Below are 13,600 nucleotides of genomic sequence, written 5' to 3' on the forward strand. Positions count from 1 at the left end.
TATGAATTCGAGAGCGCCGCAGGCTCCGCGGCATATGAGCCGCATAAGCCCGCGGCCGGATGCGATGGCGGCGGCCGATGACGAGGCGTGAGTTGAACAAGGAGGCCGCGCCAGTGTGCTAAAGTGCACAGACGATCAGATCGGCATTCGGTTAGATCGCCGCATTGCCAAGCCTGGTACATACATATCTGTTCATATTTGCGATTCAGCCCGGCCATTGTGCCGGGCTTTTCGTGGCTCGGGCCTGCAAAAAAGTCCCGCACCAGGCGGGGCTTTCGCGATCATCGCGGATTGGTCCGCGTTCCGCTGTTGTTGCCGGGCAGGTTCGACGTCCCGGTCCCTGTCGCCGAGTTGTTGTTGGGGTCGGTCGAGTAATTCGGCGTCGAGGTGCCCGGGTTGTTCATGTTGCCGGTCGTGCTGCCGGGCGGATTGCTCATTCCCGAGCCCTGGCCCATGCCGGTGGTGCCTCCGGTACCGGTTCCCGTATCCGAACTGCCCGTCCCCGCGCTCGCGCCGCCCGCCGATCCGCCAGCGGCGCCGCCGCCCCCGCCACCCTGCGCGAAGGCGAACGAAGTCGACAGCATCATCGCCGCAGCGAGACCGATCGTTGCCAGTTTCTTCATGTGAAATCCTTTCCTGGTTCGGACGAGCAACGTGTTCCGCAAGGCGGGCGTTCCTAAGCCATCGCCGCGGGATGGAGCGGCGTTCCGCGCGGCGCGAGGAACTTGAACTGGCCGGCCTTGTTAGGCCGGAGAACGAACGTCCGGGAGGTGCTCCCCGCATGAAGACACTTCAGATGCAGCACGAGATCACGGCCGAACTGGAAAGACGGTCCGGTGTCACAGGCCTGAAGCTGATCCGGCTCAAGGGCTATACGCCGAGCTGGGATCTCGGCGGCACGCGCGAGACCGCGCTGGATGAGGCAAAGGAAAGAGAGCTTCGCGCCACCGTCACGGCGATGCAGGACGAGTTCGACATCGCCTAGGACCGTTGCACGAGCAAGTTGCACCGAACAGCCCGAAGCCGTGCGTGAATGATCATGACGCACCTGGTGGCGTCGAGCCAACCGGGCGCGCAATAATATGTCGTCCCACGATATATTCCACGCCAGGGACATCTTTGACGCTTCCCAAACGGCGATAACGACACGCGAATTCCGGCCATTGAACGAACGTCGAATGCGCGATCCGACGTTTCCATTCGCGCGCCGTGCTCCGGAATGATTATGCTGGCAAAAAACAGGTAGACGCGGAGGCAAACTCCGCGATCTGCCGACTGGCCATGGCGAGGAAAACGCGCGTTCGCGCTCGAGCTTTCGAGGACGACTCCCGACCATCGGGAAAAGATGCGCCTGCCGTTCATTTGGATCGCAGAAATGAACGAGAGCATTTCATCTCGGTTTATCCGCTACCCGATCGGCACCTCGCTGCTGATGGCCGGCATTCTGTTCGTCGGCATGGTCGCCTACCCACTGCTGCCGGTTGCGCCGCTGCCGCAAGTCGACTTTCCGACCATCCAGATCTCCGCAAGTCTGCCCGGCGCCAGCCCCGAAACCATGGCTTCCTCGGTTGCGCAGCCGCTGGAGCGGCAATTCGCGCAGATTCCGGGCATTGCCCAGATGACCTCGACGAGTTCGCTCGGGTCGACCGCAGTCACCATTCAGTTTGATCTGAACCGCAGCATCGACGGCGCCGCCAACGACATTCAGGCGGCGATCAATGCCGCAGGCGGTCAGTTGCCCAAGAACCTGCCGACGCCGCCGACCTATCGCAAGGTCAACCCGGCGGACTCGCCGATCCTGCTGCTCTCGGCGACCTCGGACACCCTGCCGCTCATCACCGTGAGCGATGCGGTCGACGCCCAGCTCGGGCAGCAGATCAGTCAGATTTCGGGCGTCGCCCAGGTGTTCATCGGCGGGCAGCAGAAGCCTTCGATTCGCGTGCAGATCGATCCCGCCAAGCTGGTCGCCAAGGGGCTCTCGCTGGAAGATATCCGCAGCCAGATCGCGATCACGACGGTTGACAGCCCGAAGGGCAACATCGACGGCACGAGCCGTGCCTACACGATCTACGCCAACGATCAGCTGCTGGATGCCAAGGACTGGAATGACGTGATCATCGCCTATCGCAACGGCGGCCCGTTGCGGATTCGCGACATCGGCCAGGCCGTCGCCGGGCCGGAGGACATGAAGCGGGTCGCCTGGGCGGACGGCAAACGCGGTGTGTTCCTCGTCATCTTCAAGCAACCCGGCGCCAACGTGATCGGAACGGTCGACAGGATCAAGGAGCAGCTTCCAAGGCTGGTTGCCGCCATTCCACCCGCCATCAAGATCAAGATCATCAGCGACCGAACATTGACCATCCGCGCCGCGGTCGAGGACGTGCAGATCACGCTGCTCATCACCATCGTTCTGGTCGTCATGGTGATCTTCCTGTTCCTGCGCAGCTTCTGGGCCACGGTGATTCCCGCCGTGACCGTGCCGCTCGCGCTGCTCGGCGCCTGCGCGCTGATGTGGGTGTTCGGCTACACGCTCGACAACCTTTCGCTGATGGCGCTGACGATCGCCGTCGGCTTCGTGGTCGACGACGCCATCGTGATGCTGGAAAACATCACGCGATACGTCGAGCAGGGCGCGCGGCCGCTCGCCGCGGCGCTGCAGGGCGCCGGCGAGATCGGGTTTACGATCCTGTCGATCAGCATTTCATTGGTCGCGGTGCTGATCCCGCTGCTGCTGATGGGTGGCGTAATCGGCCGGCTGTTCCGCGAGTTTGCGGTGACCCTGGCGATGGCGATCTTCGTCTCCCTGGTGGTGTCGCTGACGCTGACGCCGATGATGGCATCGCGCTTCCTGCGCGCGCGTGGCGAAACCAGACACGGTCGGCTCTACCTATGGAGCGAGGCGGCATTCGACAGGATGCTGCGTGGCTATCAACGGGGCCTCGACCTGGCGCTGAGCTGGAGCCGGACCACGCTCTGCATTTTCTTCGCGACGCTCGCTCTGTCGGTCTATCTGTTCGTGATCATTCCGAAGGGATTCTTCCCGCAACAGGACAACGGCTTCCTCAACGCCGTGTCGGAGATGGCCCAGGATATCTCTTTCGCCGACATGGAGCGGCATCAGGAAGAACTCAGCAGGATCGTTCGGGCCGATCCCGCGGTGGAGAGCATGGCCGAGTTCATCGGCGGTGGCGGCACCGCGCTGAATTCGGGTCGCATGTACATCACGCTGAAGCCGCGCGAGGAGCGCGACGCGAGCGCGCAGCAGATCATCGCGCGGCTGCGGCCGAAGCTCGAGGCGGTCGAGGGAGCACGCCTCTACATGCAGGCGTCCCAGGACGTCCGGCTGGGCGGCCGCGCGACGCGGACGCAGTTCGAATACACGCTGCAGGACGCCAAGCTCGACGAGCTGAACGAATGGGCGCCGAAGATTCTGGCCAGGATGAAGACGCTGCCGGAACTGCGCGACGTCGCCACCGACCAGCAGACCGAGGGAACGACGCTGACGCTGACCATCGATCGCGACACCGCGTCGCGCTTCGGCATCCAGCCGCAACTGATCGACGACACGCTGTACGACGCGTTCGGCCAGCGCCAGGTGACCCAATACTTCACCCAGCTCAACAGCTATCACGTCATCCTGGAGATTCTCCCCGAATTGCAGGGCAAGCTCGACACGCTCAACAAGCTCTACATCAAGTCGCCGACCACGGGGGACGAGGTGCCGCTCTCCGTGTTCTGCAAGTGGACCACGATTCCGGTGCGCCCGCTCGCGATCGCGCACCAGGGACAGTTTCCTGCGACCACGATCAGCTTCAACCTCGCGCAAGGGGTGGCGCTCGGCCAGGCCACCGATGCGATCCAGAACGCCGTCGCCGATCTCGGTGCTCCAGCCACGCTCAGCTCGAGTTTCCAGGGCACCGCGCAGGCCTTCCAGCAATCACTGAGCTCGGTGCCGCTGCTGATCCTGGCCGCGCTGGTCGTGGTCTACCTGATCCTCGGCGTGCTCTATGAAAGCTACATCCATCCGCTGACGATCCTGTCCACGCTGCCATCGGCCGGGGTCGGCGCGCTGGCGATCCTGATGGCGTTCGGGTTCGATTTCAGCCTGATCGCGCTGATCGGCATCATCCTCCTGATCGGGATCGTGAAGAAGAACGGCATCATGATGGTCGACTTCGCGATCGCCGCCGAACGCGAGGAGCATCTGTCGCCGCGTGAATCGATCCGGAAAGCGGCCCTGCTGCGCTTCCGCCCGATCATGATGACGACGATGGCGGCGCTGCTCGGCGGCGTCCCGCTGATGCTGGGCACCGGAACGGGATCGGAAATCCGTCAACCGCTCGGCTATGCGATGGTCGGCGGCCTGATCGTGAGCCAGGCGCTCACGTTGTTCACGACGCCGGTCGTGTATCTCTATCTCGACCGATTCTCGAATGCGCTGTCGAACTGGACGGCAACGAAGCGAGACAACGATGTCGAACCGCCCGTGAAGAACGCCGCCGAATAGCCCCGGAGCGGCCTCGACCCCGCGATCGCGACCGCCCTGGCGAGGCGGTCAAGCCGAGCGGTAGATATCCGGCCGGACGATCTCCATGAAGCGCGACGGGTTGCCGAGCGCCTCGAACCCGAATTGACGATACAATCCATGGGCATCCGAGGTTGCGAGCAGGAAGCGCCTCAGGCCCTGCAGGTCTTCATGCTCGACAACGCAACGCATCAGCCATTTGGACAGCCCCTTGCCGCGATGCGCCCCGAGGATGAACACGTCGGCAAGCAATGCGAAGGTCGACCTGTCGGTGACGATGCGCGCAAAGCCAACCTGTGCGGCGCCATGATAGACGCCAAAGCAGAGCGAATTCTCGATCGCCCGCTGCACGGTCGATCTCGGAATGCCCCGCGCCCAATAGCTATCCTTCGCCAGAAACGTGTGAATGACCTCGACGTCCAGGCGGTGCGGATCGGCTGATATCTCGTATTCGGTAGGCATCCGCTGCATCGGCATTGGCGCGTTCCTTCGATCAAGTCGCTAGAGCATTCTCGGTTCTGATTGAATCAGAACCGAAGCCGCGTAGCCCGCATGAGCGAAAGCGACATGCGGGATAAAGACCCGGATATCGCTTGCGCTCATCCGGGCTACGAAACTTCGCTCGAAACGAGCTAGCCGAACCTGACATCGTAGCGTTTGATCGACAGCTCCTTGGTGTCGATCTCGGGCTGCTTGCCGGAGAGCATGTCGGCCAGCACCCGGCCGGAGCCGCAGGCCATCGTCCAGCCCAGCGTGCCGTGGCCGGTGTTGAGGTGGAGATTGGCAAAGCGCGTGGCGCCGATCACCGGCGGGCCGTCCGGCGTCATCGGGCGCAGCCCGCACCAGAAGGTGGCCTTGGGCAGGTCGCCGCCGCGCGGAAACAGGTCGGTCAGCGAGTGATCCAGCGTCGCGCGCCGCGCGGCGTAGAGTTTGGTCGAATAGCCCGAGATCTCGGCGGTGCCGCCGACGCGGATGCGATCGCCGAGCCGCGTGATCGCGACCTTGTAGCTCTCGTCCATCACGGTCGATTCAGGCGCGCCGGACGCGTCCTTGATCGGAACGGTGATCGAATAGCCCTTGACCGGATAGACCGGCAGCGAGATGCCGAGCGGCCGCAGCAGGATCGGCGAATAGCTGCCGAGCGCCAGCACATAGGCATCCGCCGTCATCATTCCGGCGCTGGTCGCGACGCCGGTGATCCGGGTCGTGTCCGCATTCAGCCCGTCGATGCCGACATTGAACTTGAAGCGCACGCCGAGCTTCTCGGCTTCCAGCGCCAAGGCCTGCGTGAACATGTGGCAGTCGCCGGTCTCGTCATACGGCAGCCGCAGCCCGCCGGCGAACTTTTCCTTCACGCCGGCCAGCGCGGGCTCGGCGGCGATGCAGCCCTCGCGGCCCAGCACCTCGAACGGCACGCCGTACTGCTTCAGCACCGCGATATCGTCGCCGGTGTGATCGAGCTGGGCCTGCTCGCGAAACAGCTGCAGCGTGCCGCGCGCACGCTCGTCATAGCGGATGCCGATCTCGCTGCGCAGCGCCTGCAGGCAGTCGCGGCTGTATTCCGCGATCGGGATCATCCGGCTCTTGTTCACCGCGTAGCGCGCCGTCGTGCAGTTGCGCAGCATCTTCAAGAGCCAGAGCCACATCACGGGATCGAGCTTGGGGCGGATCACCAGCGGACCGTGCTTCATCAACAGCCATTTCACCGCCTTGACCGGCACGCCGGGGCCGGCCCAGGGCGATGAGTATCCCGGCGACACTTCTCCGGCATTGGCAAAGGAGGTTTCCAGCGCGGGCTTCGGCTGACGGTCGATCACCGTCACCTCGTGGCCGGCGCGCGCAAGGTAATAGGCGGAGGTGACGCCGATCACGCCACTGCCGAGAACAAGGACCTTCACTTTTCCTCACATCCTGCAGCGAAAACGCAATCGCCGCTGCGAAACCACTCTGCTCCGCAACGGCGACAGCAATTTGTAGAGCCAGCTAAGATATAGCTAGCAATTATCAGGCCACGCGCTTGATGGAGTCGCCGAGGATCGAGACGATGTCGTCGATGTGCGACTTCTCGACGATCAGGGGCGGCGACAACGCCAGCGAGTCACCGCTCATACGGAAGTAGAGGCCGCGGTTGAAGCAATCGACCATGATGTCGTAGCCGCGCGCGCCGACGGCACCATCGCGCGGCGCGACTTCGACCGCGCCCATCAGGCCCTGGTTGCGGATGTCGACCACGTTCGGCAGGCCCTTCAGCGAATGCAGGGCATCGCGCCAGTAGTCGGCGAGCGAGGCGCCGCGGGTCAGCAGAGCTTCGTCCTTGTAGATGTCGAGCGTGGCAAGACCCGCCGCGCAGGCCACCGGATGCGCCGAATAGGTGTAGCCGTGGAACAGCTCCATGGCGTTGTCCGGGCCAACCATCAGCCCGTCGTGGATCTGGCGGTTGGTGAACACCGCGCCGCACGGCACGGTGCCGTTGGTGATGCCCTTCGCGGTCGTCATCATGTCGGGCGTCACGCCGTAGAAGTTGGCGGCGAACGGGGTGCCGAGGCGGCCGAAGCCGGTGATGACCTCGTCGAAGATCAGGAGGATGCCGTGCTTGGTGCAGAGCTCGCGCAGCCGCTGCAGATAGCCCTTCGGCGCCGGCAGCACCGCGGTCGAACCCGGCACCGGCTCGACGATCACGGCCGCGATGGTGTCGGCGCCATGCAGCGCCACCATCCGCTCGACATCGTCGGCGAGCTCGGCACCGTGCTCCGGCTGGTCCTTGGCGAAGGCGTTGCGGGCGAGATCATGAGTATGACGGATGTGGTCGACGCCGGGCAGATGGGTCGCGAACTGGCGTCGGTTGGCGACCATGCCGCCGACCGACATGCCGCCGAAGCCGACGCCGTGATAGCCGCGCTCGCGGCCGATCAAACGGGTGCGGGTCGGCTGGCCGGCGGCGCGGTGATAGGCCAGCGCGATCTTCAGCGCGGTATCGACCGATTCAGACCCCGAATTGGTGAAGAAGACGCGATCCAGCCCCTTCGGGGCGATCTCGGCGAGCCGCTCGGCGAAATCGAACGCCAGTGGGTGGCCCATGTTGAACGAGGGCGCGAAGTCCAGCGTCGACAGCTGCCGCTCGACAGCGGCCGCGATCTGCGGGCGGCCGTGGCCGGCGTTGACGCACCACAGACCGGCGGAGCCGTCGATCACCTGCCGGCCGTCGACCGAGGTGTAGTACATGCCCTTGGCGGAGGAGAACAGCCGCGGCGCCTTCTTGAACTGCCGATTGGCCGTGAATGGCATCCAGAACGAGTCGGTCTTGATGGTGTTCGGAATCTGATGAACGGTCACGGCGGCGCTCCATTGCTGACTGATGCTAGTCGGACCACTCTTCCAGGCACTCAACAAGTCCTTTTCTGCCGCACCGCAAGCCATTGATCTTGTTGAGGCGCTCTGCCAAGATTTGTTCGATCCGCAACACCTGCAACAGGGATTTGCCAAAGGAACTGTCATGAGCGTCGACATCGGCGGTCGGCTTCGATTCATCCGCGCGCGGCACAAGCTGTCGCAGCGCGAGCTCGCCAAGCGCTCCGGCGTGACCAATTCGACGATTTCGCTGATCGAATCCAACCAGATGAACCCGTCGGTCGGCGCCCTCAAGCGCATCCTCGACGGGATTCCGATGGGGCTCGCCGAATTCTTCGCGATCGAGCCGGAGCGGCCGCGCAAGGCGTTCTATCGCGCCGACGAGCTGACCGAGATCGGCAAGAAGCCGATCTCCTACCTGCAAATCGGCGACAGTCTGTTCGGCCGGGCGTTGCAGATCCTCAAAGAGCGCTACGAGCCCGGCAGCGACACCGGCCGGGTGCCGCTGGTGCATGAGGGCGAGGAAGGCGGCATCGTGGTCTCGGGCCGGCTCGAGGTCACGGTCGACGACGAGCGGCGGGTGCTCAACGCCGGCGACGCCTATTACTTCGAAAGCCGCCGCCCGCACCGCTTCCGCTGCATCGGCGCCAAGCCGTGCGAGGTGATCTCCGCCTGCACGCCGCCGACATTTTGAACCCGGCGCGCGCGGCGGGCGACCCAAGCCGCAGGGGCCGCATGGCGCGGCCGCGCGGGTGACGTCGATGCCTTGCTCTCCACGGCTTGCGGCCGCCGTCGCGGCCATCGCGGTCCTTGCGTCCGGCCCGTCCGTTGCGATGGACGATGATCTGCGGGCGTCGAGCAGCGCGCCGACCGCGATCAGGCTGTGCGGCGATAGCGGCGACAGCACGATCAGGACCGCGGACTGCAGGAAGGCCGGCACCGACAGGCTGGTGACGCAGATCGACCGGGCGTTCGACGCGGCGCTCGGCAAGATGCCGGCGAACATCAAGCCGCTCTTGAAGCGCGACCAGGCCTGGTTCAACGAGATGATCATCGACGCCGCCGAGGTGCTGGCCGATAGCGACGCGGACGAATTGAAGGAGAGTTTTGCGCAAGCCCTGCGGCGCCGCGCCGCCGCGCTTGAGGGAATGGCATCCGGCCGTTCCGGCTTCGCCGGCAACTGGGTCAATGCCTTCGGCAGCCTCACGCTGACGCCGGCCGACGGCGGCGCCTATCGCCTCGCCGCCGATCTGCGCGGCGACTATGGCGGCGACCGGCGGCGAAGCTGCAAGCTCACCGCCGACCTGAAGCCTTCGGGGAGTGGCTGGCTCGCCGGCACCGTGGCAGTCAATACGGACACAGCGGCCGACAAGCCGAAAGCCGACGCAGCGGCCGCTCCCGCCAAGCCGCCGTCACTAAAACTCCGCCGCCAGGGCGAGACCTTGCGGATCGTCGGCACCATCGACGACGAGGAATGGGACGGCCTCGCCGACTGCTCGTCGATGTGGCAGGTCACCGGCAGCTATTTTGCCGCCGGCAAGGATACGGCATCCGACAGTGCGGACACCGCCTTCGTCGTCCCGACCTTCGACTGCACCAGGCCGGAGACGGCGACGGACGAGGAAATCTGCGCCGATCCTGATCTGGCCGACAACGACCGGCGGCTGAACCGCGCCTGGAAGGCGTTGCAGCCGCACCTCGACGAGGCGACGCGGCGCGCGCTGATCGACGACCAGCGCAGCTGGGTGAAGAGCCAGGCGCAGCAATATCCTGAATTCCTGCACCCGGCCTGGAACAAGCAGAGCTCCCAGGTTCACTTCACCGTCGATGCCCGCGACCACGTCGACGGATTACAGCGCGAACGCCTGGCGCTGCTCGACGGCTTTGACGACAAGCGCGACGGGCTTGCCGGCATCTGGCTCGCCCATAACGCCATCATCAAGATCACCACCGAGAGCAACGGCGCCGTGAAGACGACCGGATGGAAGTGGGACCAGAGCGACTGGAAGGCCGGCTGCGACTACGAGATGACGGGCAAGATCGTCGGCGGCACGTTCCGCTCCGACGAGCAGCGCAAGAACCCGGACACGCTCGAGCGCGATCACGCCATGCTGATCGTCAACCGGCAGGACGATTTGTTCGCGAAGAAGCGCTACTCGAACAAGGGCGGCGCCGAGAACAAGGACGCCGACGAAGCGAAATGCAAGCGCCGGCTCGACAATTCCTCGACCGCGCGGCTGTTTCCCGCCCGGCTCTCGCCGGACATCGATAATTTCAAGGGCTCGATCAGATAGAGCGTCGTCAGGCGAAGAGGATACCGGTTCGCGTGACGAAAACGCGTCAAGGCAACAATCCAGAGACCCGTTCCGATTCAATCGGAACGAAAAGGCTCTGATCACACGACAGTATCACAGATCGCGCGTCTGCCGGTCGCCCCACGCAATAACGGCGGCAATGGTGGCGAACATTGCTGTGACCGCGATCATGACGAGGATGGTGTCGAGAGGCATGGGTCGTCTCCTGCATATGATGCAGAGACCTAACGCGCCTGCGCGCGTATCGCCTTGTGCTGGATCAAAAGCCGACGCCGGAGCGTCAGCTCGCGCCGCTCAACTTGAGCCGTTCGAGGTCGAGCAGCCGCACGCCATCGGGCACGATCAACACCGCCTTCTCGCGCGCAAGGCGGGTCAGCGTACGGCTCACCGTCTCGATGGTGAGACCGAGATAGTCGGCGATGTCCTGCCGGCTCATCGGCAGCGGCACGGTGACGGACACGCTTCCGATCCGGGCGTATCGCGCCTGCATGTTGAGCAAGAATGCAGCGATCTTTTCCTCGGCACTGCGCCGTCCGAGCAGCAACATCTGGTCCTGCGCCAGGCTCAACTCGTGCCCCGCGAACTCATGCAGGCGGCGCAGTAGATGCGGCTTGCCGTCGACATAGGCGAGGAACGCCGATCGCACGAAACGGCAAACCGCGACCTCGTTGACCGCCTCCGCGGTGACGCCGTAGCGGTCCTGCAGCGCAAGTCCGAGGAAGTCGCCCGGCAGCGCGAAACCCACGATCTGACGGCGGCCGTCGGGCAATGATTTGTAGAGCCGCACGACGCCGTCGGTGACATTGAACACGCTCCCCGCCGGCGCACTCTGCTCGAACAGCGTCGTTCGCGCCGGAACCAGCTTTGCCTGGCTGATCCGGTCGAGCTCCTCGAGTTCGGACGGCTCCAGCGCAGCGCAGACGCTGAACAACCTGACCTTGCAGTCCTCGCAGCCATTCGTGGCGTGGCCGTGCCTGCAGTCGGAACGCGTCGCGCCGGCACACGAATCCTGCAGTGGCTCGGCAATGCTCATGGCTTCGAGGGTCCGCATGGTTAGGTGCTTCACACTATCAACCCCGATTTGATCTGGATCAACCGCCAACGGCATTGATGCAGATCAATGCTGCGCCGCGCTTTCCCCAGCAGTTTCGCCATCATCTGGGAATCCGGCGATGAACGAGCAATTCCAGGCACTTCCGATCGACCATCAGCATGCGATCGTGGCCTATCCGCTGGTGTTCATGCATGACGCCAGTATTACCACGGATCAGTGGCTGCGGTTCGTGCGCCGGCGCTGCCGCGGCAGTTCGCCCGATACCGGGCTGATCGCGATCCGCGATCGCCGCGGCGTAATCCATGCCCTGTTCAGTTACCGCATCGACAACGACCTGCGCGTCCGCAAGCGGCTCAGCATCGGCGACCTGATCGTCGCGCATCTGCCCGGCTCGCGGATCGACGACGCGGTGTCGAACGTCATCGCCGAGGTTTCGGCGCAATACGGTTGCCAGATCGTCACCATCGAGCAGCCGTTCGCAACGCGTCATGCGCGGCACGCCGGATGCCCGACTGCCGAGGCGCTGCGGCACCGTCGGCGCGTCAACTGACATCGCGCCGCTCGATCGTTCGGAGCCAGCCGCCGAAGGCGCCCTGCTCCGTTGCCGCCGTGGTCGTGCGGGAGTAGCCTTGCGGCGCTGGAAGGTCCGACTGTCGACGGTGCCACCGCATGCGCATCATCCTGATGTTCGTCGCTATTCTGCTCGGCTCGCTCGTTCCCGCAGCGGCCGACGACGTCGGCGCCGCGCAGGCCGTGATCCGCGCGCAGGAGCAGGCGTTCGGCCGCGACGACGCCGCGGCGGCCTATTCGCATGCCGCGCCCGCGATCCGGCAGATCTTTCCGCAAGCCGACATCTTCATGTCGATGGTGCAGAACCAATACGCGCCGGTCTATCGGCACAGAAGCTTCGAGTTCGGCGAGGCGCGCAGCGACGGCGACCGGATCGCGCAGCGCGTCCATATCGTCGACGCCAATGGCGAGGCATGGGAGGCGCTCTACACGCTGGAGCGGCAGGCCGACGGCAGCCTGAAGATCACCGGCTGCTCATTGCTCAAGGCCGGCCAGTCGGTGTGATCGCGAATTACGCCAGCGCCAGCCGCTGCCGCGCCCGCATCATGAGCAGCAGGATGATGCTGACATTGAGCAGGTTCCAGGCGAGGCCGTTGGCGAAGGCGGCGGCGTAGGAGCCGGTGGCGTCGAAGATCACACCCGAGATCCAGCCGCCAAAGGACATGCCGAACACCGAGGCGAAGATCACGATGCCGATCCGCGTCGCGGCCTCCGACGCCGGCATCGCCTCGCGCACGATGATCGCGTAGCTCGGCACGATGCCGCCCTGAAACAGGCCGAACATCGCCGAGATGATGTAGAGCGAGGTCAGGCTGTCGAAGAACAGATAGAACAGCAGCGCCGCACCCTGCGCGACCGCGCCGATCAGGAGCGTGCGGATGCCGCCGATGCGGTCGGCGAGGAAGCCTGAACCGATCCGGCTGATGATGCCGAAGCCCAGCATCAGCGACAGCATCTCGGCGCCGCGCGCCACGCCGTAGCCGAGATCGCCGCAATAGGCGACGATATGGACCTGCGGCATCGACATTGCCACGCAGCAGGAAATCGACGCGAGCGACAGGATCGCGGTCAGCGCGTTGGTGGAAAGCTTGAGGTCGACCCGCGGCGGTGCCGCGTTGACATGGCTGCGCCTGGTCGCCGCGCCCATCAACACCCGCAGCACCATGAGTGCCAGCAGCATCGCGATCGCGGTGAAGATGCCGATTGCAATATGGGTGGTACGCCAGCCGACACTCTGCATGCCGAAATTGACCAGCGGCGGCCACACCGTACCGCCGACGTAATTGCCGCTCGCGGCGATCGCGACCGCGAGACCGCGGTAGCGCTCGAACCAGTGCGATGCCTCCGCCATCAACGGGCCGAAGGTCGCGGCCGACGACAGGCCGATGGCAAAATGCAGCAGGATGAAGGCCCAGATCGACGGCGCGTAGCCGGCGCCGACATAGCCGAGGCCGAGGATGCCGATCCCGGCGCCGATCGCCGCGACGATGCCGTAACGGTCGCTGATCTTTCCGGTCACGACCTGGCCGAGGCCGAAGCCGAGCATCACCATGGTAAAGGCGAGCGAGGCCGTTCCGCGGGTCGCACCGAAGTCGGTCTGCACCACGGGCAGCGCCACCACGACCGACCACATGCCGACGCTGCCGAGCGAGCCGATCACCACGGCCACGACAAGGCGCAGCCATGCCCGGCGCGAGTCGGGAATGAACGTAGCGACTTCAGGGGAAAATTCAGAAGAAATTACCACGGCAGGCGGAACTTCGTCGGCATTTGCCTCCGGGTCAAGCC

Annotated in this window: 12 protein-coding genes; 6 read left to right on the plus strand and 6 right to left on the minus strand. The window is 64.7% G+C overall.

The window, feature by feature from the left end:
* Window positions 1–281: 281 nt before the first annotated feature.
* Window positions 282–623 carry a hypothetical protein gene (locus ACVWYP_RS36410; protein WP_304496710.1) on the minus strand — a complete coding sequence of 114 codons (342 nt, stop codon included), beginning with the start codon at window positions 621–623 and terminating at the stop codon, window positions 282–284.
* 158 nt (window positions 624–781) lie between these two features.
* Between ACVWYP_RS36410 and ACVWYP_RS36415 the strand changes: the two genes are divergently transcribed.
* Window positions 782–985: a hypothetical protein gene (locus tag ACVWYP_RS36415; protein WP_038382835.1), complete on the plus strand. Its 204-nt coding sequence runs from the start codon at window positions 782–784 to the stop codon at window positions 983–985.
* 390 nt (window positions 986–1,375) lie between these two features.
* Entirely contained in the window at window positions 1,376–4,507 is a 3,132-nt protein-coding gene (locus tag ACVWYP_RS36420) for a multidrug efflux RND transporter permease subunit (protein WP_304496711.1), read from the plus strand.
* 48 nt (window positions 4,508–4,555) lie between these two features.
* On the opposite strand, the gene ACVWYP_RS36425 is transcribed toward ACVWYP_RS36420, so the two are convergent.
* From ACVWYP_RS36425 to ACVWYP_RS36435, 3 genes are all read right to left on the minus strand, one after another.
* Window positions 4,556–5,002 (minus strand): GNAT family N-acetyltransferase, encoded by a 447-nt coding sequence (locus tag ACVWYP_RS36425; RefSeq protein ID WP_304496712.1) that lies wholly within the window; start codon window positions 5,000–5,002, stop codon window positions 4,556–4,558.
* Between the two features lie 155 nt (window positions 5,003–5,157).
* Window positions 5,158–6,423, minus strand: coding sequence for a D-amino acid dehydrogenase (locus ACVWYP_RS36430; RefSeq protein WP_304496713.1), 1,266 nt, complete (start codon window positions 6,421–6,423; stop codon window positions 5,158–5,160).
* A gap of 106 nt (window positions 6,424–6,529) precedes the next feature.
* Window positions 6,530–7,858 (minus strand): aspartate aminotransferase family protein, encoded by a 1,329-nt coding sequence (locus ACVWYP_RS36435; protein WP_304496714.1) that lies wholly within the window; start codon window positions 7,856–7,858, stop codon window positions 6,530–6,532.
* A 160-nt stretch (window positions 7,859–8,018) separates the two neighbouring features.
* On the opposite strand from ACVWYP_RS36435, the gene ACVWYP_RS36440 reads away from it, so the two are divergent.
* Both ACVWYP_RS36440 and ACVWYP_RS36445 read left to right on the plus strand, forming a co-directional pair.
* Complete coding sequence (locus tag ACVWYP_RS36440; protein ID WP_018273259.1) at window positions 8,019–8,567, plus strand: cupin domain-containing protein; 549 nt, start codon at window positions 8,019–8,021, stop codon at window positions 8,565–8,567.
* 67 nt (window positions 8,568–8,634) lie between these two features.
* Window positions 8,635–10,167, plus strand: coding sequence for a lysozyme inhibitor LprI family protein (locus tag ACVWYP_RS36445; protein WP_304496715.1), 1,533 nt, complete (start codon window positions 8,635–8,637; stop codon window positions 10,165–10,167).
* Window positions 10,168–10,468: 301 nt separating this feature from the next.
* Here ACVWYP_RS36445 and ACVWYP_RS36450 read toward each other — a convergent pair whose 3' ends face one another.
* Window positions 10,469–11,221, minus strand: a complete 753-nt coding sequence (locus tag ACVWYP_RS36450; RefSeq protein ID WP_439711217.1) for a helix-turn-helix domain-containing protein — start codon at window positions 11,219–11,221, stop codon at window positions 10,469–10,471.
* Between the two features lie 139 nt (window positions 11,222–11,360).
* On the opposite strand from ACVWYP_RS36450, the gene ACVWYP_RS36455 reads away from it, so the two are divergent.
* Together ACVWYP_RS36455 and ACVWYP_RS36460 are read left to right on the plus strand one after the other, a co-directional pair.
* Window positions 11,361–11,792 (plus strand): hypothetical protein, encoded by a 432-nt coding sequence (locus ACVWYP_RS36455; RefSeq protein WP_051447905.1) that lies wholly within the window; start codon window positions 11,361–11,363, stop codon window positions 11,790–11,792.
* Between the two features lie 119 nt (window positions 11,793–11,911).
* Window positions 11,912–12,316 (plus strand): DUF4864 domain-containing protein, encoded by a 405-nt coding sequence (locus ACVWYP_RS36460; protein ID WP_304496717.1) that lies wholly within the window; start codon window positions 11,912–11,914, stop codon window positions 12,314–12,316.
* A 7-nt stretch (window positions 12,317–12,323) separates the two neighbouring features.
* On the opposite strand, the gene ACVWYP_RS36465 is transcribed toward ACVWYP_RS36460, so the two are convergent.
* On the minus strand, window positions 12,324–13,481 hold the full coding sequence (locus ACVWYP_RS36465) for an MFS transporter (protein WP_439711115.1): 1,158 nt from the start codon (window positions 13,479–13,481) through the stop codon (window positions 12,324–12,326).
* Window positions 13,482–13,600: the final 119 nt, after the last annotated feature.

The sequence above is a fragment of the Bradyrhizobium sp. USDA 3262 genome, assembly GCF_054060035.1.

Coding starts and splice junctions, on each gene's coding strand:
- ACVWYP_RS36410 (WP_304496710.1), bottom strand. CDS start 623: ATGAAGAAACTGGCAACGATCGGTCTCGCTGCGGCGATGATGCTGTCG.
- ACVWYP_RS36415 (WP_038382835.1), top strand. CDS start 782: ATGAAGACACTTCAGATGCAGCACGAGATCACGGCCGAACTGGAAAGA.
- ACVWYP_RS36420 (WP_304496711.1), top strand. CDS start 1,376: ATGAACGAGAGCATTTCATCTCGGTTTATCCGCTACCCGATCGGCACC.
- ACVWYP_RS36425 (WP_304496712.1), bottom strand. CDS start 5,002: ATGCCGATGCAGCGGATGCCTACCGAATACGAGATATCAGCCGATCCG.
- ACVWYP_RS36440 (WP_018273259.1), top strand. CDS start 8,019: ATGAGCGTCGACATCGGCGGTCGGCTTCGATTCATCCGCGCGCGGCAC.
- ACVWYP_RS36445 (WP_304496715.1), top strand. CDS start 8,635: ATGCCTTGCTCTCCACGGCTTGCGGCCGCCGTCGCGGCCATCGCGGTC.
- ACVWYP_RS36450 (WP_439711217.1), bottom strand. CDS start 11,221: ATGAGCATTGCCGAGCCACTGCAGGATTCGTGTGCCGGCGCGACGCGT.
- ACVWYP_RS36455 (WP_051447905.1), top strand. CDS start 11,361: ATGAACGAGCAATTCCAGGCACTTCCGATCGACCATCAGCATGCGATC.
- ACVWYP_RS36460 (WP_304496717.1), top strand. CDS start 11,912: ATGCGCATCATCCTGATGTTCGTCGCTATTCTGCTCGGCTCGCTCGTT.